Source organism: Polynucleobacter necessarius (assembly GCF_900096755.1).
Classification (GTDB): Bacteria; Pseudomonadota; Gammaproteobacteria; order Burkholderiales; family Burkholderiaceae; genus Polynucleobacter; species Polynucleobacter necessarius_K.
Map to the genome: position 1 here is coordinate 913624 of NZ_LT615227.1, position 25383 is coordinate 939006.

Below are 25383 nucleotides of genomic sequence, written 5' to 3' on the forward strand. Positions count from 1 at the left end.
CTTACTGGGCCTTGACCGCAAGGCCAACCCGTTTGACGCCATTCTCTTTGAGTTTGGACATGACATCCATCGCGGTTTCATACTTAATGGATTTATCGGCAGCAATCACCATCGGTTGATCGACTGATTTTTCTGCTTGCGTTCTTGCAAAGGCGCCGAGTTCAAATTTATTGAGTGTTTGTACGGGATCACCATCTTTGCGAACAATGACATTCTCGTTGGCATCGATTGTTAAAAAGATAGGGGGTAATGATTGGACCTTGGCGCCGCCAACGGTAGGTAAGTTCACGACGCCTGGATTGACCATGGGTGCAGTGACCATGAAGATCACGAGCAAAACCAACATGACGTCGATGTAAGGAACGACGTTGATGTCAGCCATTGCCCGACGTTTATTTTTTCGCAATGAAGATCCGGCCATGACGTATTCGCTTAGCGTCCCGAAGTTTGACGTTGCAAGATGTTGGTGAATTCTTCGATGAAGGTTTCAAAACGAATCGAGAGGCGATCGACATCGGTAGCCGCTCGGTTGTAGGCAACTACCGCAGGGATAGTCGCAAACAAACCAATGGCGGTTGCAATCAAGGCCTCAGCAATACCAGGGGCAACCGCAGAAAGGGTCGTGTTCTGAACGTTGGCCAAGCCACGGAATGAGTGCATGATGCCCCAGACGGTGCCAAATAGGCCGATATAAGGGGAGACTGAGCCAACGGATGCCAGGAAGGGCAAATTCGCCTCTAGAGCGTCCATTTCACGCTGGTAAGTGGCTTTCATGGCACGGCGGGCAGCGTCGATTTCACGAACTTTCATGAATTCCTGCATTCCGGCCTCAAAGATATGCTCCAGAACCGCATCGCTGCGGGTATTGCGCTGGGCGGCGGCCATCAGGGTTTTGAGGTCTCCGCCAGACCAAAAGGCACGCTCAAAGCGCTCTGTATCTTGCCTAACCCCCCGTAATACGGCGGTTTTCTTGAAAATAATGGTCCAGGAGGCAACGGACATCCCTAGTAATAACAACATTACCAACTGTACTAATAGGCTGGCATTAAGGACTAGGGAGAGGAATGAGAGGTCTTGTGTAGAGGTCATGGTGGATTTTGTATGATGTAGGTTGATTTTACTAAGTTAATGAAAACTTAGTAATCCAACTTCATTAGGATTATCACCATGTTTGACCGTCAGAACACTTTAGCCAAAACCGACCCGCAATTGTGGGAAGCCATTCAGAACGAGAATAAGCGTCAGGAAGACCATATTGAGCTGATTGCTTCCGAGAACTACACCTCACCAGCGGTGATGGCTGCTCAGGGCTCCCAGTTGACGAATAAGTACGCTGAAGGATATCCAGGTAAGCGTTATTACGGTGGTTGTGAATTCGTGGACGTAGCTGAGCAATTGGCTATCGATCGTGTAAAAGCTTTGTTTGGTGCTGAAGCTGCTAACGTGCAACCTCATTGTGGTGCGTCAGCTAACCAAGCAGTATTCCTCGCATTCTTAAAACCTGGTGATATGTTCATGGGTATGAGTCTTGCTGAGGGCGGACACTTGACTCACGGTATGGCACTCAATATGAGCGGTAAGTGGTTCAATCCGATTGCTTACGGATTAGACAAAAGTGAAGAAATTGATTACGAGCAAATGGAGCGTTTGGCTCGTGAGCACAAACCTAAATTAATTATTGCTGGTGCATCTGCTTACTCTAAGAAAATTGATTTTGAGCGCATCGGTAAGTTGGCTAAAGAAGTCGGCGCGATTTTCATGGTCGACATGGCTCACTATGCAGGCTTGGTTGCTGCTGGTGTTTATCCAAACCCAGTACCGCATGCTGACATCGTTACTTCGACTACACACAAGAGCTTGCGCGGCCCACGTGGCGGGATCATCTTGATGAAAGCGGAGCATGAGAAGGCAATTAACTCTGCAGTGTTCCCAGGCTTACAGGGCGGTCCTTTGATGCACGTCATTGCTGCTAAAGCTGTCGCATTTAAAGAGGCTGCAGAGCCAGGCTTTAAGGATTATCAAAAACAAGTAGTTGCTAATGCAAAAGCATTGGCTGAAACATTAATTGCACGTGGCCTACGCATTGTGTCTGGTGGTACAGATTCACATGTGATGTTGGTGGATTTGCGCGCCAAGAAAATGACTGGTAAAGAAGCTGAGCGTGTATTGGGCGAAGCACACATTACTTGCAACAAAAACGGTATTCCTAATGACCCAGAAAAACCAATGGTCACCAGTGGTATTCGTTTGGGTTCGCCAGCAATGACTACTCGTGGATTTAAAGAAGCTGAAGCAAGACAAGTAGGTAACTTTATTGCTGATGTTTTGGATAATCCAAATGATGCAGAGAACATTGTCAAGGTGCGCGCTCAAGTTGCTGAGCTCACTAAACGCTTCCCTGTTTACGGTTAACTCTTAAAGTAGAAGAAGAGCCGCATTGCGCTGCCCTTTTTGTCATAACGACGATACCCAGGTTCTCGATACCAGGGTATCGGACGAGGGCGATACGATTCGTCGTCGCCGTCGTTGCGTAAATTGCGATAAGCGGTTTACCACTTATGAGCGTGTGGAGCTGGCCTTGCCAGCTATCGTGAAGAAGAATGGCAGCCGTGTTGATTACAGTCACGACAAGTTGGCCAGCTCGCTTAAGCTAGCCCTCAGAAAGCGCCCGGTTTCATCGGACTCTGTCGATGAGTCGATTGCCCGTATTGAAGAAAAGCTCCTGAGCCTAGGTGAGAAAGAGATTCCTAGCGAGCGCATTGGTGAGTTGGTAATGCATGAGCTCAAGCGCCTAGATAAGGTCGCTTATATTCGTTTTGCTTCTGTCTATCGAAGCTTTGCTGACATTGAATCATTTGAGAGCGCTCTCAAAGAGCTAAAGTAAAGTAGTTCAATAACCCTGGTGCAGTGAGTTTCTGCTTGCTGCTTGCACCTACTACTGCTGATATTTCTTTGCTTGCTCAGCGCACATCATCTTAATAACGCCATCAATATCTGTTGGCTTATTCCAGCCTAAAGTTTTAATCGCTTTTTCAGGATTGCCTACGCTAGACACGATCTCGTTAGGGCGGAAGAAGCTCTGCTCAATTTCCACATATTTTTGCCAATCCAAATCAAAATACTCAAAAGACTTGGCAACAAAATATTTCAAGGATTCTTTTCTGCCGGTAGCAATGACAAAATCATCTGGCTTTTCGAGTTGCATCATGAGCCACATTGCTTCAACGTATTCTGGTGCCCAGCCCCAGTCACGAGAAATTTCTAAATTACCGAGTTGTAATTTATCGAGCTGACCCGCTTTAATCTTGGCAGCACCCGTAATAATCTTTTGAGTCACAAAGCGCTCAGGGCGAAGTGGAGACTCATGGTTAAAAAGAATGCCGGTACAGGCATACAGTCCATAAGATTCGCGATAACTATTGATGAGCCATTTGGCGGTAGATTTTGCGACGGCGTAAGGGCTACGTGGAGCAAAAGGAGTTTGCTCGTTTGCTGGCGTATCGCCGGTATCACCAAAACATTCGCTAGAGCCTGCGTTATAGAAGCGCACAGGTTTATTTAACAAGCGAATGACTTCCAAAATATTCAGGGTGCCAATGGCAATACTTTCAATGGCTTCGACCGGCTGATCAAATGAGAGCCCTACTGAGGTTTGACCAGCAAGGTTATAAATTTCATCAGGGGCAGCCGTTTGGATGGCATTAAATACGCTTCTTCTAAAGTCGTCAATAGAAACGGAAATTAATTTAACTTGAGAGCGAACACCTACGGTATTGAGGTTGTTGAATGACGAGGCCATCACATCACGTGATGAGCCTGTCACTTCATACCCTTTGGATAAGAGATGCTTCGCTAGGTAAGCACCATCTTGGCCGGTAATACCGATAATTAATGCTTTTTTAGCTGCCAATTTACCGGGCTTACTTTAATGCTGCAAAAATAGAAGCGGTAATGTCTTCAACGCTGCCAGTACCGGTCACTTTGCGGTAAGCCGGCGCTTTTACTTTGTCAGCGGCATTCGCTTGTGCGGCCCATGATGAGTAGTACTCCACCAATGGACGAGTCTGATCGTCATATACCTGCAAGCGTTTGCGTACAGTTTCTTCTTTGTCGTCATCGCGCTGAATCAATGGATCGCCAGTGACATCATCTTTGCCTTCAACCTTTGGTGGGTTGTATTTCACATGGTATGTGCGACCGGAAGCTGGATGAACGCGACGTCCACCCATGCGATCGATGATGGCATCAAATGGCACATCGATTTCTAAAACGTAATCAATCGGCACGCCAGCATCTTTCATGGCTTGTGCTTGGGGAATGGTTCTTGGGAAACCATCGAATAAGTAACCCTTGCTGCAATCAGGTTGAGTTAAGCGATCTTTTACCAAGCCAATAATGATGTCGTCAGAAACTAAGCCGCCAGCATCCATAATTTTTTTGGCTGCAATACCGAGCTCTGTTCCTGCTTTGACGGCAGCGCGCAACATGTCGCCTGTCGAAATTTGTGGAATCGCAAATTTTTCGCAAATAAACTGAGCTTGTGTGCCTTTTCCAGCACCTGGTGCACCGAGCAGAATCAACCGCATTGTTTTCCCCTTAGAAGAGCTGACATTGTCCCGTATTTTGTTGGGATCCTGATTACTTAATGACTAGGATTATCCCCGAGAATGCATGCTACACAGGGGATCGGGTGTTTTTTCTAGGAATTGGCCAGTAACTGCCTCACCCTTTCGAGGTCCTCGAGGGTGTCAACTCCAGCTGGAGGTGCTTTAGGGGCAATATGGACCGCAATACGGTAGCCATTCCAGAGGGCGCGAAGCTGCTCTAGCGCCTCTGCTTGTTCTGGGGGTGCTGGCTCTAAGCGTGTGAAAGCTTGTAAAAAATCGGCCCTATAGGCGTAAATGCCCAAATGACGGAGATGCTCTGTATTTTGTGGGGCATCTGCATCCCGTACAAAAGGAATGGGTGCTCTGGAAAAATGCAAGGCCTCGCCCATGCGGTTGAGAACTACTTTGACCGCATTTGGATTATTGATCTCTGATAAATCTGTGATTGGTACAGCAACAGTGGAGATGGCGCATTGCGAGTGATCAGCTAATGTTTGCGCAACTTGATTAATTAACTCCGGTGGAATGAGTGGCTCATCACCCTGGACATTCACGACCAATGCGTTGGCAGGTAACTTCAATAGTTGCGCCACTTCAGCAATGCGATCGGTTCCAGTGGGGTGATCGGGGCTAGTCAATAAACACTCAATGCGATGTTCATCGCATGCCGCCTGAATTTCTGGAGAGTCTGTTGCAACCACTACGCTTTGTGCAAGAGATTGTTTGGCGCGCTCAGCAACTCGGATCACCATTGGCTTTCCGCCAATATCAGCAAGAGGCTTACGCGGCAATCGTGTAGAACCCAGTCTTGCGGGTATGACAACTAAAAAATCAGGAGCTTTGGAGGTGGCGGTCATGCAGTGGAGTGTTAAAGAACTTCGTCAGCGCTAAGACTGCGCGCTTCGTCAACTAGCATAACAGGCACATCATCGCGAATAGGGTAGGCCAGGCGATCTGCTTTGCAAACGAGCTCATGTTTTTGAGCATCCAAATGCAGTGGGCTTTTGCACAAAGGGCAAACCAAAATATCGAGTAGACGTTTATCCATGATTTTCTATAGTTATCAATGCAGTTGCTTTTATGAGTATCTGCAGCTGTTTCTGTAGCAGTAAGTGTAGCGCTATCAGAATAGTCTTACAGGTTGTATCTATTTGGGTCTGGTCTTTGCAGAATAGATTGAACCCATTCCATGAGGCTATCAGGCAGGCTGAGGGATAGCGGTACCACCCAAATTCGATCATCCGTAATACCCGAGCATTTCACGGCATCTTTTTCAGTGATCAGAATGCGCTCGGCATGGATGTTTGTAAAAAACTGGTTTGTATAGGTAGCGTGATCAGCAAGCGCGATAGTTTTGCCTGCGACACCCTCTTTTAGGAGGGCGGTAAAAAATCGCTGTGGATTGCCTAAGGCAACTACGGCAGTAATCTTGGTAGGCAAATAGGTGTCGGCAATCTGCGAGAGCGTTTGAGTGTTTGCTGGGTTGATCAGTTGATAGGCTGCGCCTAGGACGGGCATCAAATGAAAAGCGCGTCGACCCATGAAGTATTCATCGGTAATAGCGCCGGTCAGAGAATTCATTTTTTCATTACTTACTTCAGTCAGCAAAGTGGCATCGCGATCGCGCGAGGCGGGTTCGCGCAATGGCCCTGCTGGGATCAGAAAGCGATTTCCTTCGCCACGTCCATCGCGAACTACAAATTCGATATCACGACCACCTTCTCGGGCAGGCCGGCGAGGCAAGCCACTATGCTGCAAACCGTCATCGCTAATGATCACGTTTACTTCTGGAGAGTGAGTTAGTAATGCTTGAATACTTTTCTGGCGTTTTGGAAAAATCCAAAGTGGAAATTGGTTGTTAGTGCGTTTTGCAATCAGCACTGGTTCATCACCAACCAATGCTGGATCGGAATCTGCTAAAACTTGCACGGGCGTTGTTTGCGCATTCGATCCATAACCTCGACTAATAATCCCAGGCCTCCATCCGAGTCGTGATAGCTGCTCTGCAAGTGCAATCACAATTGGCGTTTTACCAGTTCCGCCTACCCGAATATTGCCCACAATGATGAGCGGCACAGGAGCAGGGCGATGTTTAATTAATCCTAAGTCTTGAATCAACTTACGTAATCGCAAAACTAGTCCATAGATATAGGAGGGCGACCAGAGAAAAAGACTAGTAGGGCCGCGCCTTTCCCAAAACTGAGGTGATTTACGAAAGAAAAATAAAGACATAAAGGCGATCTTTATTTCTTGGTTTGACTGCTAAACACAATGTTTGCAAGGTCGGCATCGCGGGCAGCCTCAAGAGCGCTCATAACTGCTTGATGCGGCGCTCTGGCGTCTGCATCAATATTGACTTGAAGATTATTTGCTGCACCTTTATTACTGCTGCTTGCATTGCTTAACTGCATGAGGGCGCTACTAAGTTGTGAACGATCAGTGACTTTGCCATTGATGGCAAAGCGTCCATCACGACTCACGGCAATATGAATTTGCTTAGCTTCAGTTTGGCTTTCAGAGCCATTAGCAGTTGGTAAGGTAATAGCAAGTTCTTGATAGCGTGTGAAGGTGGTGGAGATCATCAAAAAAATCAGCACTACTAACAGAACATCAATAAAAGGAATGGGATTGATTTCAGGTTCTGCAGAAACGGATCCCGCCCCCAGGGAAAATCGCTTCCCTGCTTTTGGGTGTGTATCTAACCAACTCATTGCGTTGATTCAGCTGGATAAAGTTTTTTAAATAACTGGCGAGTAAATTCTTCACACTCGCGTTGACGTTGATTTGCAAGTGCGCGTAATCCACGCCAGCTAGCTAACGCAGGAATCGCAATTAATAAACCAAATGCAGTGTTGTAAAGCGCTACAGAAATTCCGTGAGCGAGTTGTTGTGGGCTACCAGCTGCACCACTAATTGCACCTTGACTGCCAAAAATTTCAATCATTCCCACAACTGTGCCAAATAAGCCGAGTAGAGGTGCAACAACAGTGGCAATCGTAGCCAGCGCCCCTAAGTAGCGGTCTAATTTAAGCCAAGTGTTTTGTGCGCTTGCTTGCAGCTCCTCCAACGCAGACTCAGAGTTATTACCAGCAGCTTTTTCGCTCAACAGGCAGGCTAATAAGGGGCTTGCTGGTGATAGCTGGGCAAACTCTTTAATCTGCTGCTCAGGTAGCGAATTTTGCTTAAGTATTTGATTTGCAATGGAAAAATCAGTTTCTAGGCTATCTTTAGGAAATATATGGATTTGCCGTAGATACCAGCTGCGCTCCGAAACAATGGCTAGACCAATGATGGGGATGATTAGAAGGGGCCAAATGGGCCAGCCAGCGGATAGTAAGATGGAGTACATAAGCTCAGTACTTTAGCTGAATTAAAAAGCCTGTTTCGGAAAGATAGCCTGTAGATAACTCTGTGCAAAACTTTTCAGCAGTTTCGCCGTAAGTCCTTGATTGATGGTGGGCGCGGGTTGATGGGGTCTAAATCTCCCCTGGGTGGTTCGGTTAAATATCCTTATAAATCAACGGCTTAATATTGAGTTGTTGGATTTATGAGACGTTTCGGGTCAGTAATTACTTACTTTTAGGCGTTCAACCAAGAGCGAATATGCTTCTGTGGATATTTATTGGCCTCTAAGCCAAATGGAATTGTAGAAAACGAGAAAAAATGTCGGAAATATCCAAGGAAATACTTAGTGTTGGCGATCTAAACCGCGCCATTGCAGCTTCTTTAGAAGACCGCTTTCATACTGTTTGGGTTAGCGGGGAGATTCCCAACTTCAAGGCCTATGACAGTGGGCATTGGTATTTCTCGCTCAAGGATGAAGAAGGTCAAATCCGCTGTGTGATGTTTCGAGGTCGCAATGGGCAGGTAGGTTTCATGCCGCAATCCGGTGATTTGGTCGAGGTCAGCGCCAGTTTAGGAATGTATGTACCGCGAGGTGACATTCAACTCACCATTCAAACTTTGCGACGTGCAGGTATGGGCGGCTTGTATGAGGCGTTTTTAAAGCTCAAAGCCAAACTTGCTAAAGAAGGCTTATTTGACGAAGAGCGCAAGCGAGATATTCCGAGTCACCCTAGATCGATCGGCATCATCACATCACCACAGGCTGTAGCTTTAAAAGATGTGTTGAGTACATTAGCATAGCAAGACGTGCGCCGCATATTCCGATTGTAATTTATCCAACCTTAGTGCAAGGACCAGATGCGCCTGCGGGAATCATCTCTGCGCTGAAGGCTGCCAATCAAGAAAATGCAGTTGATGTCATTTTGATGGTGCGCGGCGGCGGCAGCATTGAAGATCTTTAGGCGTTTAATGATGAGCAGTTAGCTTATGCAATTGCTCAGTCTGACATTCCAGTGGTGAGTGGCGTTGGTCACGAAACAGATTTCACGATCGCTGATTTTGTTTCTGATCTCAGGGCGCCAACACCAACAGGTGCTGCTGAACTGGCAGCACCACGTCGAGATCAAATGTTGCAAGAGTTGGATGCCATCATGCAAGCGCTGTTAGCGCGCATCAATCAACGTGTAGAGCGTGAAGCACAAACCCTAGATCAACTAGCCTTGTGCTTAAGTCATGCATTACCTAATCCAGATCGTATGCGGGAACAAATCACAAACTGGCAACAACGCTTAAATCAAGCGTGGTCAGTACGTATGGAGAATTGGAAGCGCAGTCAATCTCACTTCCAGTCGCAATTGGAGATGCTCAACCCTCAAAGAACTTTAGAGCGTGGATATGCAGTGATTTTGAAAGAAGACAAGGCGACGTTACAGGCTGTACGCAATCCAGCAGAGCTCAATACTGAGAATACTTTCCAGATTCGTCTGGCTGAAGGTCAGGTTGATGTGGAGTTTTCTGAGGTGAAACAAAAATAAGTCGCGCTGTGAATGGGGCAATTAAGTTCTAAAGAATATTAGGCTCAATCTCTAAACTCACACCAAAATCTGTGCGCACTTTATCTTGAATGCATTTAGCAAGACCAATAATGTCTTGCGCTGTCCCGCCACCATGGTTCACTAATACCAAGGCTTGATTTTCATAAACGCCGACCTTACCCATGCGCTGTCCTTTAAAGCCGGATTCATCGATGAGCCACCCTGCAGCAAGCTTCCGTTTGCCGGGAGCATCTGGATAAGAGACTAGGTTTGGAAATTTCCGTAGCAACGTTTCATATTGTTCATTGGGAACAATTGGGTTCTGAAAGAAGCTACCTGCATTACCAATGACTTTGGGATCAGGCAATTTATGAGTACGAATCTTGCAGACTGCCAAAAAGATTTCTTCAGCAGTAGGATTTATATTGCTAGCAAATTGCTTTGCTAAATCCGCGTAATGGATTCTTGCTTGCCATTTTTTTGGAATTCTAAAAACAACCTTTGTGACAATAAAGCGATGGGGATTTTGCTTAAAGTAGCTATCGCGATAACCAAATAAGCAGGCCTTGTTCTCGAGGGTGACAAAGGCATTGCTTTTTGTATCAAAAGCTTCAACCGATTCAATGTAGTCTCCTACCTCAATGCCATAGGCACCAATGTTCTGAATGGGTGCGGCGCCAACCGTACCCGGAATGAGGGCGAGGTTTTCAAGGCCAGGCAAGTCCTGATCTAAAGTCCAACTAACAAACTGATGCCAATTCACACCGCCGCCCACGGCGATCAGAGTCTCATCATCATTGGAGGCAACGATTTTCTGATCAGCAATATTCATCAGTAGGGTGGCACCCTGGAGTAATTGCGGCAGGATGACATTACTGCCACCCCCTAATACATGCCATGGCATTTTTTGTTCGGTAATTTGCGTCACGATCGCGGGGATTTGTTCAGCGCTGGTGATCTCATAGGCAAACTCGGCCTGGGCATCAAACCCAAAGGTATTGCGCTCCCGAAGACCCATATTAGGGGTCAATTTAGGGGTTGAGGAAGCCTGCGCAGGGGAGTTCATGCCACAATCTTATTCGAATGTGCGCCAAATACGCAGATAATTACCAAATTACCTCAGAAGATTAATAAGGAGTAGAAATGCCCTCATTTGACGTTGTATGCGAACCGGATATGGTTGAGCTTAAGAATGCGATTGAACAGTCCAACAAAGAAATCAGCAACCGCTTTGACTTTAAGGGTTCTGATAGCCGTGTAGAGCAAAAAGACGAAGCGCTCATTTTGTTCGGCGATGATGATTTCAAATTGGGTCAAGTGCGCGATGTGTTGATTAATAAAATGGCAAAGCGCAATGTGGATGTGCGTTATCTCAAAGATGACAAAACAGAAACCATTGGTGGTGATAAGCGCAAGCAAACTATGAAGATCCAAAAAGGCATTACTTCAGAGTTATCTAAAAAAGTAGTGCGCATCATCAAAGATAGCAAGATTAAAGTGCAAGCCAGTATTCAGGGTGACGCAGTACGTGTTGCGGGCGGTAAGCGTGATGACTTGCAAGAAACCATGGCATTGCTCAAAAAGGAAGTAACAGAAGCTCCATTAAGCTTTAATAATTTCCGTGACTAATGTTGCCGCCAAAGAAACTGTTGCTATAGCTCCAGCAAGCCAAGAAGCGATTGAACGCTTTTGTGATGCTTGCTGGCTAGAAGACGGCCTGGCTCAAAACAGCCTAGCCGCTTACCGCAGAGACTTATTGCTTCTCGCACAATGGCTCTATAAAAATCATCAGTCTGATCTGTATGCGGTGACTGAGAAAGATCTCACCGCTTACATTGCGCACCGTCGCGCTGATAAAGCCACAACAGCCAATCGACGTCTAACCGTTTTTAAGCGCTTCTATCGTCATGCCTTACGCATCAATTTAGTCAAGAGTGATCCGTGTATAGGTCTGCGCGCTGCTAAGCAAGCAATGCGCTTTCCTAAAACATTGAGCGAAGACCAGGTGACTGCTTTGCTTAATGCGCCTGATATTGAAACCCCTTTAGGATTGCGCGATCGAACGATGTTGGAGTTGATGTACGCCAGCGGCTTACGCGTTTCAGAAATTGTTTCTCTCAAGACTGTTGCGCTCGGATTGAACGAAGGTGTGGTGCGAGTGATCAACGGTAAGGGTGGTAAAGAGCGTTTAGTGCCATTTGGTGGCGAAGCAGGTCAGTGGTTAAGAAGATATTTGGCGGATGCCAGAACACCGCTTCTTGAAGGCAAGACTACTGATGCGGTATTTGTTGGGCGCCATACTGGTACCGGTTTAACGAGGCAGGCATTTTGGGCTTTGATTAAGCGCTATGCAACGATTGCCAATATTCCAGCGGCCTTATCTCCTCACACCTTGCGACATGCGTTTGCCACCCATTTACTCAACCATGGTGCTGATTTACGGGTGGTGCAGCTTCTTTTGGGGCATGCAGATATCTCTACAACACAGATTTATACCCATGTGGCTAGAGAGCGCCTCAAATCGATTCATCAACAGCACCATCCGCGTGGCTCATAAGCCATTGCCAAACCGATACGAAACTTGCAGAAGTGATTAAGATACCAGCATGACCTTAAGCCTAGATCTATTACTGATTCCTATTGCCTACCTCATCGGCTCGATTTCGTTTGCGGTGGTTGTGAGCAAGTGCATGCGTTTGCCTGATCCCCATTCCTATGGATCAGGTAATCCTGGTGCGACAAACGTATTACGTACTGGCAATAAATTAGCGGCCGTCCTTACCTTAATTGGCGACGCCCTAAAAGGTTACTTTGCAGTGATGTTGGCTAGAGTGATTTTAGGAGACCAGTCACTTACCTCTACTTTAGATTCATGGGTTTTGTGTGGTGTAGTCCTGGCAGTTTTCTTGGGACACCTATTCCCAATATTTCACGGCTTTAAAGGCGGCAAAGGCGTTGCTACTGCATGCGGAATTTTGTTCGGTGTTAATTGGATCTTAGGCGCTGCAACTCTAGGCACCTGGATCATTGTGGCAACCTTTATGCGCTATTCCTCTTTGGCAGCTTTAGCAGCTGCTGTATTTGATCCAATCTATTTTGTCTTTCTCTTTGGCTTTCAGCCGATGGGTATTGCCTTATTGATTGTGTGCTTCCTTTTAATCTGGCGTCATCGCAGCAATATCCGTAATTTGATGAATGGCACAGAGAGTCGTATTGGTTCTAAAAAGAATCCAAAATAAGTTTTACCTTTTAAAAAGACAATCAATATGACCATCGCCTATGCATGCATTCTCTTTATGGGTCTATTCCCTTATGTAGCTGCTGGCATTGCTAAGAAGGGCTTTGAAGGCTACGACAACAGCATGCCGCGGCAATGGCTTGCTAAGCAAACAGGATTTAGGGCGCGTGCCAATGCAGCTCAAGCAAACCTCTTTGAATCCTTACCTTTCTTTTTTGCAGCGGTCATCATTGCCCATATCGCAAATGCACCCCAGGTAAGGATCGACCTTCTAGCCATCGGGTTTGTTGTTGCACGCATTGCCTATTTAGTTTGTTATGTTGCCAATTGGCCAACTACCAGATCAATTGTTTGGCTTGCAGGCATTGCTTGTGTGGTGGCTATGTTTTTTCAGATCTAGAAACCAGCAACTAAAAAGCAAAACTACTAATTAGCAATACGAGACATATAAAAAATTATTGAGACCAACCCTATGCCAACAAAAAAATACCTAGCAAGACAGTCGCCAAGAAAACCACTAAGGCAGCTACAAAGACAACAACGAAGACAGCAAAGAAAGACGCTGCTGTGGCGTGCCGTTGTCAGTGGTGATTCGTCGTCGCATCGAGGCGCAAAAGGCGCGCTTTCATGCCAACGACAATATTTCTGCTTTTATTAAACCGGGCGAGTTAGAGGGGGTCTAGTAGATGAGGTTGCTCAAAAGATGCAAGAGGTGCTCGAGAGTTTGGTGATTGATACGCAAAATGATCACAACACACAGAACACTAGTCGCCGTGTAGCCAAGATGTATGTGCAAGAGGTTTTTAACGGCCGCTATGTTCATCAGCCAACCTTAACGAAGTTCCCCAACGTGAGTCGCTTAAACGAACTCATGATTATTGGGCCTATCACCGTAAGAAGTGCATGCTCCCATCACCTCTGCCCGATCATGGGCCGAATTTGGATTGGCGTGTTGCCAAGCAAGGAATCGGCATTGATTGGTTTATCCAAGTATTCCCGCCTAACCGAGTGGGTCATGTGTAGGCCGCAAATTCAGGAAGAAGCGGTTGTGGAGCTAGCAGACATACTGGAAAAAAATCAAACCTATCGGTGTTGCTGTTGTGATGGATGCCGATCACTTCTGTATGCAGTGGCGCGGCGTCAAGGATCGCGACTCGAAGATGATTAATAGCGTAATGCGTGGCGCATTCGCATTCTTAAGGGACTCCAATCTCAGAAGAGAGTTCTTGGCGTTAATTGATCGTAAGTGATTTGAGCCTCTTTGATTTATTTGCGAAAAAGCCGCTCCCTGTGAACGGCTTTTTCTTTGTTACTCGTCTATAAAGTCGCTACACTTAGACTATTCATTCTTTGATCAAGAGCGCTATTTATGTTTAATACCTTTATATATGCCGTGTTTGCATTAGCGCTCCTCGCATGCACTAGCTTCCCCGATCAAAATCAAGATCCCGCTAAAAATAATCCAGTGACCTATCGTCAAGACCTGAAGGATTGCAAAGATGTTTATCCAGAAGCAGGATTAGGCGTGCACCTAAAACAGTGGGATGGTTGCATGAGATTAAAGGGTTGGAAATAGGTCGGCATCAGGCGCCATCTTGCTGAGAATAATTCTCAACTATATTGTTATATAAATCATGGGCTTAGCGCTTCGCTAGCAACCCAAAAACATCTCCACTATGATCGGGTTTAGTTTTATAGGTGCATATCCCTTGCATATTATTTGCTGTTTTACTTTTTGGAGAACCCATGAAAAATAGTCGTCGCCAATTTATGATTTTGTCTGCTGCTGGTGCCTGTACTTTGGCATTGAACGGTAAAGTTCAAGCTCAAGCTCAAGCTCAAGCTATGGTTGCTGAAACAGACCCACAAGCTGCTGCATTGGGTTACAAGGCTGATGCCTCTAAAGTAGATAAAGCGAAGTTTGCTAAGTATGCTGCTGGTCAACAGTGCGACAACTGTGCCTTGTATCAAGGTAAAACTGGCTCTGCTGCTGGTGGTTGCTCATTATTTGCTGGCAAACAAGTTGCTGGTAAAGGCTGGTGTTCTGCTTACGCTAAAAAGGCGTAAAACAGCAACAACCTTGCATTAAGCGCCGATTGATATCGGCCAATATAAAAGACTGCCAGTAATGCTGAGCAGTCTTTTATATTGCCTTAAAGAACACCATCGTAGGGCTGTAGAGGGGTGGGGGTAGGGGGGCTGGTGAGATGCAGGAGTCTCGCATTTTTGTTGTTTATGATGCATTAATTACAAAATATAAAAAACTGAACGAGACTAATTGCATCCCTTATGAAACATACCGCTAAATATTTATTGCATCGTGCTGCCTTTTACTTTGGCGGAGATCAGCCTGCAGTGAGTTGGGCTGAGCGTTTGAGATCTTGTGCTGGCGCTTTTGTGGGTCTGATATTAGTGCTGACTGTGGCGAAGATGCTCGGTGAGTTCAGTGGTGTTGAGGAGTGGCTAATGGCTTCTCTAGGTGCTAGTTGCACTCTTGGTCTTTGCTTTACCGGGTAGTCCAATGGCGCAGCCGTGGGCGGTGATTGCAGGCAACACCTTATCCGCCTTTGTTGGTATTGCTGCAGCAATCTTGATTGATCAGCCCTTATTGGCCATGCCAATTGCGGCAAGTCTTTCGATTATGGGAATGTTTGCGTTGCGCTGTTTGCATCCGCCTGCCGCTGCTGCGGCACTGATTGCCATCTTGGGTCATGTAACCAGTTACCGCTACGCGCTCTTTCCGGTGATGATTGATTCGGTTTTATTGGTGCTTGCGGGGGCAATTTATAGCAATTTGACTGGTAAGCCCTATCCAAATAGGCCTAAATAAGTTTTTAAGCAGGTTTTGACCCCTTAAAAACCTATATATTAGGCCAATTTTTCATTAAATAACGATAAATAAATCTAAATAACGTTAATTTGCTTTAAATGAGGTTATTTTCTCTTTGTGGCTGCAATAGAGGCGATGCAGTCTTTAATGCCGTAATTGTGGTATTTTCCTTTTTAAGGGGCTGGGCGCATTCCACCACAGAGTTACGAACATTGATTTTTGGGGTATTACCTGAGGTCATATTGGCTCCTATTTCTTTCTTATGTTGATGAATACAGCGCTATCTTGCGCTCTTTAGCCCTTCAGTGCCTATTTTATAAAAGATTTTGGCTGCGTATAAAGCGATAAAATCTAGGGTTAATTGCACAAAAACCGTAAAATTGCACAATACATTCAAAAGGTTAGCTATTTGCTTATGACGCAAGTTTTGCCCATAATTCTCTGTGGGGGGTCTGGAACTCGTCTTTGGCCCCTTTCCCGCTCTGGGTTTCCAAAGCAATTTTTAGTGTTGTCGGGTGACGGCTCTAATCAAAGTTTGTTTCAGCAGGCTATTGGCCGCATTCATTCAGTTGCAAGCAAAGAAGTTTCATTAGGTAAGACAGTGATCGTTACCAATGAAGAGCATCGTTTCTTAGCGCTCGATCAATTACGCGAATTAAAAAATACACTACACAACGTCGATGCCACTTTATTGCTCGAACCATCTGGCAGAAATACAGCGCCCGCATTAACGCTTGCCGCACTCTTTGCGCAAGAGCAAGGCCAGGATCCTATTTTGGTGGTAACTCCAGCAGATCAAACCGTTACCAATCCGGCGGCATTTACTAAGGCATTGGCTGACAGTATTGCGATTGCGCAAACGGGTGCGATTGCGATTTTAGGTATTACACCTTCTGCACCAGAAACTGGATACGGTTACATCAAAGTGCAAAACGGTAGCTCTGATAGCGGACTGGTTGTGGAGCGCTTTGTAGAAAAACCGAATGAAGCTACGGCTAAGCAGTATCTGGCAGAGGGCGGTTACTTTTGGAATGGCGGCATGTTTGTGCTCAAAGCCAGTGTTTGGCTTGCCGCTCTTAAGGAGTTTCGTCCGGACATCCTGTCTGCTACTGAAAAAGCCTGGAAAGATAAGGCGGTTGATGCATCGGGTGACGCGCAGTTCATTCGCCCTGCAAAAGAATTATTTAACGCCATACCAAGCGAGTCAGTGGACTATGCTGTTATCGAAAAATGCCCTGGTAAGCTGCCCATCAAGATGGTGGAGTTGGATGCCGGTTGGAATGATTTAGGCGCATGGGATGCTGTGTGGCAAGCAGGCAAACAGGATGCGCAAGGTAACGTCACTAGCGGCGATGCCTTGGTGAGTAATTCGAAGAACTCACTCATTCATGCAAGTAGTCGTTTGGTGAGCGCGGTTGGAGTTGAAAACCTCATCATTGTTGAAACTGCAGATGCTGTACTTGTTGCCGATCGTAAAAATAGCCAAGACGTCAAAAATATTGTTAGCAAGCTTGAGTCACAAAAGCGTGAAGAGAAGAGCTTGCACCGCAAGGTTTCTCGTCCTTGGGGTTGGTATGACAGTGTCGATGAGGGTGAGCGCTTTAAGGTAAAGCGTATTCAGGTTAAGCCTGGTGCTAGTTTGTCTCTGCAAATGCATCATCACCGTGCCGAGCATTGGATTGTGGTGAAGGGTACCGCTGAGATTACCAATGGCGATCAAGTATTGCTGCTGACTGAGAACCAGAGCACTTATATTCCCCAGGGGCAAACCCATCGTCTGGCCAACCCAGGCAAGACACCACTAGAGATTATTGAAGTGCAGTCCGGAAGTTATTTGGGTGAAGACGATATTGTGCGTTTTGAAGATACCTACGGTAGAAGTTAAGTAAAAGCAGTTAATACATTAAGCAAATTAAGTAAACAAAGAAGAGTCAATATATGAGTAAGCAAAAAGTCGCGTTAATCACTGGTATTACTGGTCAAGATGGTTCATACCTTGCCGAGTTCTTATTGGAAAAAGGCTACATCGTTCATGGCATTAAGCGCCGCGCCTCTTCTTTTAATACCGAGCGTATTGATCACATTTATCAAGACCCGCACATTAATCATCCGGATTTAATTCTTCACTACGGTGATTTAACGGATACCAGTAATTTGGTGCGCATTATTAAGTTGTGCCAACCTGATGAGATTTACAACTTGGGCGCGCAGAGTCACGTTGCTGTCTCATTTGAGTCTCCTGAATACACGGCGGATGTTGATGCAATGGGCCCATTGCGCATGCTAGAAGCCATTCGTATTTTGGGTTTAGAAAAGAAAACCCGTTTCTATCAAGCATCAACATCAGAGCTTTATGGTTTGGTACAAGAGATTCCACAAAAGGAAACCACTCCTTTCTACCCAAGAAGCCCATACGCAGTAGCAAAGATGTATGCCTACTGGATCACAGTCAACTATCGTGAAGCTTATGGTATTTATGCTTGTAACGGCATTTTGTTTAACCACGAATCCAAGCGTCGTGGCGAGACTTTCGTAACACGCAAGGTGACTCGCGGTTTAGCAAATATTGCTCAAGGTCTTGAGAAGTGCCTCTACATGGGTAATATCGATGCCTTGCGTGACTGGGGTCATGCAAAAGACTACGTACGTATGCAGTGGTTGATGCTTCAGCAAGATAAGCCGGAAGATTTTGTGATTGCAACTGGTGTGCAGTTCACTGTTCGTGAATTTATTATCCGCAGCGCAAAGCAATTGGGCATTACCTTGAAGTTTGAAGGTTCTGCTGAGAACGAAAAGGCTATTGTTGCTTCTATTGAGGGCGATAAAGCGCCGGCACTCAAAGTGGGCGATGTTGTTGTTCAAATCGACCCACGCTACTACCGCCCAACGGAAGTAGAAACTCTCCTGGGCGATCCAACCAAAGCTAAAGAAAAGCTTGGCTGGGTTCCAGAAATTACCCTGGATGAAATGATTGTTGAGATGGTGGCAAGTGATTTGGATAAAGCCAAGCAACATGCATTGTTAAGCAAACATGGATTCTCGGTATCAGTTAGTAAGGAAAATTAATTCGTAACGTCATTCGAAAACTCAAAATTAATGCCAACTGATTTAAATCAAAAGATCTATGTAGCTGGTCACCGCGGTATGGTGGGTTCAGCCATTGTGCGCAATTTGAAGGCTCAAGGTTATAAAAATATTATTGAGCGCACCCATGCTCAATTAGATTTAACCAATCAAGCTGCTGTTCAAGCCTTCTTCGAAACAGAAAAGCCGGATCAGGTTTATATGGCCGCTGCGAAGGTCGGCGGTATTCATGCAAACAATACTTTTCCAGCAGAGTTCATTTATGACAATTTGATGGTCCAAAATAATGTGATCCATCAGGCTTTTTTAAATGGCGTTAAGCGATTACTCTTTTTGGGATCTAGTTGCATCTATCCTCGCTTGGCTCCTCAGCCGATGGGCGAGGACGCATTGCTGACTGGCAAGCTAGAGCCAACCAATGAGCCTTATGCGATTGCGAAGATTGCCGGCATCAAGATGTGCGAGAGTTATAACCGTCAATATGGTGCTTCCCAGGGCATTGATTACCGTTCGGTCATGCCGACTAATCTTTATGGTCCTGGTGATAACTACCACCCTGAAAATAGCCACGTTATTCCAGCGCTCATTAGAAGATTTCATGAGGCAAAGTTGGCCAATGCTCCAGAAGTGTTAATTTGGGGCACGGGTACGCCAAAGCGTGAGTTCCTATTTGTTGACGATATGGCTGCCGCTTCGATCTTTGTAATGCAGCTGGAAAAAGCGCAATACGATGCGAAAACTGAACCAATGCAAAGTCATATCAATGTAGGTTTTGGTGATGATGTGTCGATTGCGCAATTGGCTGCTGCGGTTGCTAAGGTAACAGGGTATCAAGGCAAGATTGGTTTTGATCCTAGCAAGCCTGATGGCTCTCCAAGAAAGTTAATGAACTCATCACGCTTAAATCGTATGGGTTGGAATCCGAAGGTCAATCTAGAGCAAGGTCTGGCCGTTGCTTATCAAGAATTTTTGCAAGGTGACGTTCGGGGATAATCCCGGCGTATTCATGATCAATATTGCATTTTTGCATTCAAAAATTAGCCTGGGAAAATTGTGAAGCGCTCTTTTCGAATTGATCATGCCTTTTTGCATTTAATCTTTGGCAGACGCTGGAGGGAAAAGGTCTGGGCATCGAAGGTAGACGCAAAAGCCTTGCATACCCAGATTAGGGTCTCAGGTACCCCGTTCATCAGTGACTATGATGGCGTTACTAGAACTAAACTCAATTTAGAGTTACCCAATTTCCCGTTTAACCCAGGATTGCTGAAATTAAGTGATGGGTATTTGATGACGGTACGTAGCCGTGCACGTGCATCTAATTGCTTTAATGATCAGATTTTTATTCACAACCCCAATGCACCTGTGGATGTGAACTACCTCATTTATTTCAATGAGCAATTCCAGGTCACCAAAAAAGTTGTTTTGGACGAAAGCATCTTTGTACGGGATGGATCCACCTGGACCCCGCCAATAGAGGATATTCGCCTCTTTTCTTGGGGTGATGAAGTGTGGGCGATTGGTGCTATTCATGCTCGAGGTGCCCGCAAGATTGAGCAAGCTCTATGCAAAATTCAAGGCGATGCGATTGTTGAGTATCAGGTGCTCACATCACCAGTAGGTTTAAGTGTCGAAAAGAATTGGATTCCGGTTCCTGGTGATGGCAAATTGAAGTTGATCTATAGCTTTGATCCATTTCAGGTGATGGTTATGGATTCACCAATGGGTAATCTTTAAGGCTGACAATATTCAAGCTGATGATGGCGATCATCCTTTCCGCGGTGGCTCGACTCTCATTCCTTATGGCTCGGGATATCGCTTTAGTGCATTCAGCCCCCATGGAATACCGAGGCGCTCGTTTATATACACACCACTTTGTACTATTTAATAAAGATCTTCAGTTAGCAGAAATTGGCAGACCGTTCTTTATTGAGCATCATGGCGTTGAATTTGCTGCGGGTAATGTGGCCCAGCAAGACGGTGTTGTGACTTCGTATGCTGTAGGCGATAGGGTAACTCGTTTGATGAAGATCCCAAATGTAGTCATTGAGAAGTTCTTGTCGGTTGAATAGGGTATCAACGCAATGATGGCTCGCAAGAACGGCAATGCCTTGGGTTTGGCATTAATTCTGATGAGTAGCTTACTCCTCGGAATTTGGGCAACCAAGGACACCATTGCATTGCGCAACATCTTGTTGGTTTTGGGTGCCCTGTGCGCCATAGCTTTTCTATATCAATTTTTTCGCACTAAGAGCGTCAAAGCAAATGGCATCAATTGGCTGCCAATCATCTGTATCACGCTTGCGCTGTTGTGGGTTATAGCGCACTACTTTTTCTTATCTATTTCTCCGGCTGTGCAGCTTAAAGAGCTCACTTCTATTTGGTTGAGGTCCGCGCTTGCTAGTATTTTTGGTTTAGCAACGGGAATAGCGCTCATTAGGCAACCTCGCTCTATTGGAATATTTTGGGCAGCTATCTTAATTAGCTTCCTAGTATTGTGTGCTCAATATTTACCGTTGGCATGGCAGTCACAAAACATCATTGTTCCTTTAAATGTAGAGGACTTTAGGCGTTATATATACATTGGGAAAATTAACCCGATGTATATGGGTGTGCTGCTAATTGCCGGCTCTACTGGCTTACTGCTCGACGCATTAAATTTTGGCGAAAAAGACTGGACAAGAAAAGCATGTATTTTTTGGTTGCTATGTTTGTTCGTTGCCATGTACTCATTTGCATTCATCATCAATACACGCTCTGGAATATTACTCGGGTCCCTAGTGGTCTTTGCTTGGTGCTTATATGGGGCATTTTTAGTATTGCGCAACAGAAATCATTTGACCTCCTTGGCATCATCCAGTGCCAGTAAAGCAATTTTTGTTTTAGTGATTGCTTTAGTGCTTATTGGAATTTTTGCGAAACACCAAATTCAAAGAGATTCAGGCTGGCAGCAGCTGGTCGAGGATATCCAAATTGGTTATCAAGTTGAAAAATATCCGCATTGGCAGGACGTTAATCAGTATGGATTTCCGAAGACTGAAAGCGGCAAGGTGGTCACCTTTAATACCTATGAACGGATGGCCTGGGCAACCGCTGGAATTAAATCCATTCCCAATCACCCGTATGGTGTAGGTGTCCTACTTTTACCTCTTGGTTTGGCTGCTAAAGAGTTGTTTCCTGGGGTGACACCAATCTCAACCCATAGTGGATGGGTGGATTTAACACTTTCATTTGGCTTGCCCATGCTTGGCTTGCTGTTAGTGACTAATATCGCCGTTCTTTATTTTGCGATGAGGCAAAAGTCTCCCCTCAAATACAGCATGATCACCTTATCGATTACGATTTTTACTCTCTTCTTGGTTGGCGAGCTAAGTAATGGCCATAGCTTGGAGATGGTGTTTTATTTGTATGCTTTGATAGCTGGCACACAGATTGCCCAGAAAAGTAACGATGTCAGCTCTACTTAAAATGGCTTAATTGATCAAGAAAACTTTTATCAATGACCGCCAATAATCAAGATCCACTCTGGATAAGATTTCTTCCAAAGATTCTGCGAAATTTGCTAGAGGGTAGAACCAGCTTATTAGCAGCAATTCATAACAGCGGTTGGATATTTTTTGACAAAATCTTGCGCGCTCTTCTGGGTCTCTTGGTTGGCGCATGGGTTGCTCGCTATCTTGGCCCAACCCAATTTGGCGAGCTTGCATATTGCATTGCCTTTATAGCAATTTTTCAATCCATGACTAATCTGGGGTTGGACGGAATTGTTGTTCGTGAGGTCGCCAATCATCCCAATCGAGCTAATGTTGTGTTGGGGACTACGTTTCAACTGCGCCTATTGATGGGTATTTTTTCTTGGATTCTTGCCCTGGTAATTTATGGAGTAACCAACAGCTTTTATGGTGAAGGAATCTGGATTATTGGCTTAGTGGGCGCCGGAATGATCTTTCAGGTGGCCGATACTGTAGACCTCTGGTTCCAGGGCAATAGCCAAAGCAAGAGAACGGTCTTTGCTAAGGCTTCGGCATATCTTTTATCTAATGCAATAAGGGTGTGCTTAGTTCTTATCGAGGCTCCGTTAATTGCTTTTGCAGGGGTGATTGCAGTCGAGGGCGCTTTAACTGCATCAGCTTTATATATTTCTTATAGGCAATTCCCAACTCCTCATCTTTGGAAAAAAAATCATCCTGAAGCAAGAAATCTATTGAAGGAATCCTGGCCCTATCTAATTTCGGGTTTATCAATCATGTTATATATGCGCATTGATCAGGTCATGATCAAGAGCATGCTGGGAGACTTTGAGCTAGGTATTTTTTCAGCTGCCATTCCAATATCTAATCTATGGAATATGATTCCAATGGCGATTTGCGCAAGTATTGCGCCATTCATTGCACGCAAAAAATTGCAAGGCAATGAGGCTTATGAGAGGGCTCTAGTAAAAATGTTTAGAATTTTTTGGGCAATCTGCATCATGATTATTGTTGTGATATGGTTGCTATCATCCTCTCTAGTGCACTTAATGTATGGACATGCATTTAATAAAACTGCTGACGTATTAAATATTTATGTATTAAGTTGTATTCCCGTGTTTATGGGGGTTGGGCAGAATTTGTGGTTGCTAAATGAGAAGAAGTCCAATATTTTTCTTTTGCAAACGATTACCGGAGCACTTGTGTGTGTAGTAACTAATTTTATATTTCTGCCGTTATGGGGTGTGAGTGGGGCAGCGTTTGCTGCAATTCTGTCTCAGGTAAGCTCCTGCTTTTTAATTAATGGCATATTCGCTAGACCACTATTTATGATGCAATTAGGTTTTTGCAGTCCACAAGTTAAGGGATAAATATGCGTAGCCCGGTCTTACTCTTGGTTTTTAACCGACCCGATGTAACAAAGAGGGTATTTGATGTTATTCGTCAGACTCAGCCGTCAAGGCTTTATCTTGCTGCCGATGCTCCGCGAAAAAATAGGGCTGGTGAGGCGGAGCTCTGCAAGGCTGTTCAAGAAATCATTTCGCAGGTGGATTGGCCATGTGAGGTAAGTAAGCTTATTCGACAAGAAAATTTGGGTTGCAAAGAGGCGGTTACTGGTGCAATTGATTGGTTTTTTTCTCATGAATCAGAGGGAATTATTCTTGAGGATGACTGTTTGCCAAACCCTGATTTTTTCGTCTATTGCGATGAATTGCTTGAAAAGTATCGTGACGATGAGCGGGTGGGAATGATTTCTGGTGACAACTTCCAGGGCGGTGTTTGGCGTGGAGATGGGGATTATTATTTCAGCCGCTTTTGTCATATTTGGGGGTGGGCCACTTGGGCGAGAGCATGGAAAAAATATGATTCAAAGATTATTCAGTGGCCGCAGTTGAGGGCTAATGACTGGTTGGGCTCGCTTGGATTTCAGGGTGCAGAAAAAGCCCATTGGATAAAGGCTTTTGATAGGGTTCACGGAAATCAGCGAAACACTTGGGATTATCAATGGGTTATGACTTGCTGGTTAGAAAACATGTTGTCAATTGCGCCCAATGTGAATCTCATAAGCAATATAGGATTCGGGGATCATGCTACCCATACAGTTGGGAAGAGCATTTATTCAAATATGAGGACCGGAAAACTAGAGTTTCCCTTAACTCACCCATCTTTATTGGAGGCCAATAAAGAGGCTGATTTATATTCGTCAAAAAATCTATTTACCAATTCAATTGTTCGACGTGTAATTCGCAAGCTTCGGGGGATTCTGGGTTTTAAAGCTTAGGTATGTTAGTCCTCTAGGGCAAAGCACTGCAAGGATTCTTAATACACAATTTCTATTAAAAGAAAATGCTTAGGCAGGGTCTAGCACTCAATTTTTATGTTTTATAAAATCTAGAAGTGAGTAGTAGATAAAGGCTGTATTGGTAGTGAGATAGCGCTTCCAGAGTCTTCTAGGCTCAGATATTAGGCGGTATAACCACTCGAGCCCTAAGCCTTGAATGAAAGCAGGGGGACGTTTTTTTGTGCCCGTATGAAAATCAAATGCTGCACCAACACCAATTGCAATCGGTCGAAGATATGGGGCGTGCGTAGCACACCAATATTCTTGCTTTGGGCAGCCTAGACCAACAAATAAAATGTTTGCGCCAGAATGATTAATCTGCTTTGTTAATTCTTCATCAACGGTTGGCTTTTCGGGTAACGCTGTTGGGGCATGCATGCCGGCAATTTGTAAGCCAGGAAATAAGTTCACAAGTTTCTCGGAAAGCAGGCTTAACGTACGAGAGTTGCCCCCTAGTAAATATATTGATCCACCATGCAATGAAACTTGCTTGCATAACTCCAGCATTAGATCTGGGCCGCAAACGCGTTCAGCATTTTTGTACCCTTTTAACTTCTGAGACCAAACTAAGGGCATTCCATCTGGAACAACTAGAGACGCATTGTTAAGTACTTTTTTAAAATCGCTCGTTTGTCTTGCTAAGGTCAGCATATGCGCATTAGCGACACATACATAAGAATGGGACATGGGTCTTTTGCTGATGTTAAGGATGACGCGACTTAAATTGCTCATATTGCCAATATCAACATTTAGGCCTATTACCGGGATAGTTTGACGGTTTGTGGTGTGGAAGTTGGGCATCATATGGTTGATTACGCTAGGTTAATAAGTGTACACGGCGCCATTTGGATTACCAAATGCCTTTAAATTCGGTTCAAAAATGCAGATATTATTTGAATTAGCCCCTTTGTCAGAGCTTTTATGGAGAGTTCTTGT

Annotated in this window: 30 protein-coding genes and 2 pseudogenes; 20 read left to right on the forward strand and 12 right to left on the reverse strand. The window is 45.1% G+C overall.

Features of this window, described 5'->3' with window-relative positions:
- Position 1: 1 nt before the first annotated feature.
- Together DXE27_RS04785 and tolQ are read right to left on the reverse strand one after the other, a co-directional pair.
- On the reverse strand, positions 2 to 421 hold the full coding sequence (locus DXE27_RS04785; RefSeq protein WP_128113114.1) for an ExbD/TolR family protein: 420 nt from the start codon (positions 419 to 421) through the stop codon (positions 2 to 4).
- 11 nt (positions 422 to 432) lie between these two features.
- The gene (gene tolQ, locus DXE27_RS04790; protein WP_128113115.1) at positions 433 to 1089 is read right to left on the reverse strand and encodes a protein TolQ; all 657 of its coding nucleotides are present in this window, start codon (positions 1087 to 1089) and stop codon (positions 433 to 435) included.
- Between the two features lie 78 nt (positions 1090 to 1167).
- Here tolQ and glyA point away from each other — a divergent pair, with 78 nt between their 5' ends.
- Both glyA and nrdR read left to right on the forward strand, forming a co-directional pair.
- Positions 1168 to 2412 carry a serine hydroxymethyltransferase gene (gene glyA / locus DXE27_RS04795; RefSeq protein ID WP_128113116.1) on the forward strand — a complete coding sequence of 415 codons (1245 nt, stop codon included), beginning with the start codon at positions 1168 to 1170 and terminating at the stop codon, positions 2410 to 2412.
- A gap of 25 nt (positions 2413 to 2437) precedes the next feature.
- Entirely contained in the window at positions 2438 to 2884 is a 447-nt protein-coding gene (nrdR, locus tag DXE27_RS04800) for a transcriptional regulator NrdR (protein ID WP_128113117.1), read from the forward strand.
- A gap of 51 nt (positions 2885 to 2935) precedes the next feature.
- Here the strand turns inward: nrdR and DXE27_RS04805 are convergent, their stop codons facing one another.
- From DXE27_RS04805 to DXE27_RS04835, 7 genes are all read right to left on the reverse strand, one after another.
- Complete coding sequence (locus DXE27_RS04805; RefSeq protein WP_128113118.1) at positions 2936 to 3910, reverse strand: GDP-mannose 4,6-dehydratase; 975 nt, start codon at positions 3908 to 3910, stop codon at positions 2936 to 2938.
- Positions 3911 to 3920: 10 nt separating this feature from the next.
- Positions 3921 to 4586, reverse strand: coding sequence for an adenylate kinase (gene adk / locus DXE27_RS04810; RefSeq protein WP_128113119.1), 666 nt, complete (start codon positions 4584 to 4586; stop codon positions 3921 to 3923).
- Positions 4587 to 4699: 113 nt separating this feature from the next.
- Positions 4700 to 5464 (reverse strand): 3-deoxy-manno-octulosonate cytidylyltransferase, encoded by a 765-nt coding sequence (kdsB, locus tag DXE27_RS04815; protein ID WP_128113120.1) that lies wholly within the window; start codon positions 5462 to 5464, stop codon positions 4700 to 4702.
- A gap of 11 nt (positions 5465 to 5475) precedes the next feature.
- Positions 5476 to 5655, reverse strand: a complete 180-nt coding sequence (locus DXE27_RS04820; RefSeq protein ID WP_128113121.1) for a Trm112 family protein — start codon at positions 5653 to 5655, stop codon at positions 5476 to 5478.
- A gap of 86 nt (positions 5656 to 5741) precedes the next feature.
- The gene (gene lpxK / locus DXE27_RS04825; RefSeq protein WP_128113122.1) at positions 5742 to 6839 is read right to left on the reverse strand and encodes a tetraacyldisaccharide 4'-kinase; all 1098 of its coding nucleotides are present in this window, start codon (positions 6837 to 6839) and stop codon (positions 5742 to 5744) included.
- Between the two features lie 11 nt (positions 6840 to 6850).
- Complete coding sequence (locus DXE27_RS04830) at positions 6851 to 7318, reverse strand: ExbD/TolR family protein (RefSeq protein WP_128113123.1); 468 nt, start codon at positions 7316 to 7318, stop codon at positions 6851 to 6853.
- Positions 7315 to 7956, reverse strand: coding sequence for a MotA/TolQ/ExbB proton channel family protein (locus DXE27_RS04835; RefSeq protein ID WP_128113124.1), 642 nt, complete (start codon positions 7954 to 7956; stop codon positions 7315 to 7317). Before DXE27_RS04835 ends, DXE27_RS04830 begins: the two co-directional genes overlap by 4 nt.
- A gap of 314 nt (positions 7957 to 8270) precedes the next feature.
- Between DXE27_RS04835 and xseA the strand changes: the two are divergent.
- Positions 8271 to 9487: pseudogene (gene xseA / locus DXE27_RS04840) on the forward strand (exodeoxyribonuclease VII large subunit).
- A 28-nt stretch (positions 9488 to 9515) separates the two neighbouring features.
- Here xseA and murB read toward each other — a convergent pair.
- The gene (gene murB, locus DXE27_RS04845; protein ID WP_128113125.1) at positions 9516 to 10553 is read right to left on the reverse strand and encodes a UDP-N-acetylmuramate dehydrogenase; all 1038 of its coding nucleotides are present in this window, start codon (positions 10551 to 10553) and stop codon (positions 9516 to 9518) included.
- Positions 10554 to 10630: 77 nt separating this feature from the next.
- Here murB and DXE27_RS04850 point away from each other — a divergent pair, with 77 nt between their 5' ends.
- The 9 genes and pseudogenes from DXE27_RS04850 (at position 10631) to DXE27_RS09105 (ending at position 15555) form a co-directional block, all read left to right on the forward strand.
- The gene (locus DXE27_RS04850; RefSeq protein ID WP_128113126.1) at positions 10631 to 11116 is read left to right on the forward strand and encodes a YajQ family cyclic di-GMP-binding protein; all 486 of its coding nucleotides are present in this window, start codon (positions 10631 to 10633) and stop codon (positions 11114 to 11116) included.
- Positions 11109 to 12044: a site-specific tyrosine recombinase XerD gene (xerD, locus tag DXE27_RS04855; RefSeq protein WP_128113127.1), complete on the forward strand. Its 936-nt coding sequence runs from the start codon at positions 11109 to 11111 to the stop codon at positions 12042 to 12044. The genes DXE27_RS04850 and xerD overlap by 8 nt, the downstream gene beginning before the upstream one ends.
- 49 nt (positions 12045 to 12093) lie before the next feature.
- On the forward strand, positions 12094 to 12726 hold the full coding sequence (plsY, locus tag DXE27_RS04860; protein ID WP_128113128.1) for a glycerol-3-phosphate 1-O-acyltransferase PlsY: 633 nt from the start codon (positions 12094 to 12096) through the stop codon (positions 12724 to 12726).
- 27 nt (positions 12727 to 12753) lie between these two features.
- Positions 12754 to 13125 carry an MAPEG family protein gene (locus tag DXE27_RS04865; protein ID WP_128113129.1) on the forward strand — a complete coding sequence of 124 codons (372 nt, stop codon included), beginning with the start codon at positions 12754 to 12756 and terminating at the stop codon, positions 13123 to 13125.
- A gap of 172 nt (positions 13126 to 13297) precedes the next feature.
- Positions 13298 to 13975, forward strand: a pseudogene (gene folE / locus DXE27_RS04870) (GTP cyclohydrolase I).
- A 119-nt stretch (positions 13976 to 14094) separates the two neighbouring features.
- Positions 14095 to 14301, forward strand: coding sequence for a hypothetical protein (locus tag DXE27_RS04875; RefSeq protein ID WP_128113130.1), 207 nt, complete (start codon positions 14095 to 14097; stop codon positions 14299 to 14301).
- A 170-nt stretch (positions 14302 to 14471) separates the two neighbouring features.
- Positions 14472 to 14792: a high-potential iron-sulfur protein gene (locus DXE27_RS04880; protein WP_128113131.1), complete on the forward strand. Its 321-nt coding sequence runs from the start codon at positions 14472 to 14474 to the stop codon at positions 14790 to 14792.
- A 222-nt stretch (positions 14793 to 15014) separates the two neighbouring features.
- Complete coding sequence (locus DXE27_RS09100; protein ID WP_197712304.1) at positions 15015 to 15242, forward strand: HPP family protein; 228 nt, start codon at positions 15015 to 15017, stop codon at positions 15240 to 15242.
- A gap of 4 nt (positions 15243 to 15246) precedes the next feature.
- Positions 15247 to 15555 carry an HPP family protein gene (locus DXE27_RS09105; RefSeq protein WP_197712305.1) on the forward strand — a complete coding sequence of 103 codons (309 nt, stop codon included), beginning with the start codon at positions 15247 to 15249 and terminating at the stop codon, positions 15553 to 15555.
- Positions 15556 to 15649: 94 nt separating this feature from the next.
- Here DXE27_RS09105 and DXE27_RS08930 read toward each other — a convergent pair whose 3' ends face one another.
- Positions 15650 to 15796 carry a hypothetical protein gene (locus DXE27_RS08930; RefSeq protein ID WP_172457109.1) on the reverse strand — a complete coding sequence of 49 codons (147 nt, stop codon included), beginning with the start codon at positions 15794 to 15796 and terminating at the stop codon, positions 15650 to 15652.
- Between the two features lie 174 nt (positions 15797 to 15970).
- Between DXE27_RS08930 and DXE27_RS04890 the strand changes: the two genes are divergently transcribed.
- From DXE27_RS04890 to DXE27_RS04925, 8 genes are all read left to right on the forward strand, one after another.
- Positions 15971 to 17440: a mannose-1-phosphate guanylyltransferase/mannose-6-phosphate isomerase gene (locus tag DXE27_RS04890; RefSeq protein WP_128113132.1), complete on the forward strand. Its 1470-nt coding sequence runs from the start codon at positions 15971 to 15973 to the stop codon at positions 17438 to 17440.
- 53 nt (positions 17441 to 17493) lie between these two features.
- Positions 17494 to 18621: a GDP-mannose 4,6-dehydratase gene (gene gmd / locus DXE27_RS04895; protein ID WP_128113133.1), complete on the forward strand. Its 1128-nt coding sequence runs from the start codon at positions 17494 to 17496 to the stop codon at positions 18619 to 18621.
- Between the two features lie 30 nt (positions 18622 to 18651).
- A complete protein-coding gene (fcl, locus tag DXE27_RS04900) occupies positions 18652 to 19632 on the forward strand; it encodes a GDP-L-fucose synthase (protein ID WP_128113134.1) in 981 nt (326 codons plus the stop codon).
- Between the two features lie 159 nt (positions 19633 to 19791).
- Complete coding sequence (locus DXE27_RS04905; RefSeq protein WP_172457110.1) at positions 19792 to 20373, forward strand: hypothetical protein; 582 nt, start codon at positions 19792 to 19794, stop codon at positions 20371 to 20373.
- A gap of 20 nt (positions 20374 to 20393) precedes the next feature.
- Positions 20394 to 20708: a hypothetical protein gene (locus tag DXE27_RS04910; RefSeq protein WP_128113136.1), complete on the forward strand. Its 315-nt coding sequence runs from the start codon at positions 20394 to 20396 to the stop codon at positions 20706 to 20708.
- Between the two features lie 12 nt (positions 20709 to 20720).
- Complete coding sequence (locus DXE27_RS04915; protein ID WP_128113137.1) at positions 20721 to 22103, forward strand: hypothetical protein; 1383 nt, start codon at positions 20721 to 20723, stop codon at positions 22101 to 22103.
- Positions 22104 to 22135: 32 nt separating this feature from the next.
- Complete coding sequence (locus DXE27_RS04920; RefSeq protein WP_128113138.1) at positions 22136 to 23476, forward strand: flippase; 1341 nt, start codon at positions 22136 to 22138, stop codon at positions 23474 to 23476.
- Between the two features lie 2 nt (positions 23477 to 23478).
- The gene (locus DXE27_RS04925; protein WP_128113139.1) at positions 23479 to 24387 is read left to right on the forward strand and encodes a glycosyltransferase family 2 protein; all 909 of its coding nucleotides are present in this window, start codon (positions 23479 to 23481) and stop codon (positions 24385 to 24387) included.
- An 87-nt stretch (positions 24388 to 24474) separates the two neighbouring features.
- On the opposite strand, the gene DXE27_RS04930 is transcribed toward DXE27_RS04925, so the two are convergent.
- Entirely contained in the window at positions 24475 to 25251 is a 777-nt protein-coding gene (locus tag DXE27_RS04930) for a WecB/TagA/CpsF family glycosyltransferase (RefSeq protein WP_128113140.1), read from the reverse strand.
- Positions 25252 to 25383: the final 132 nt, after the last annotated feature.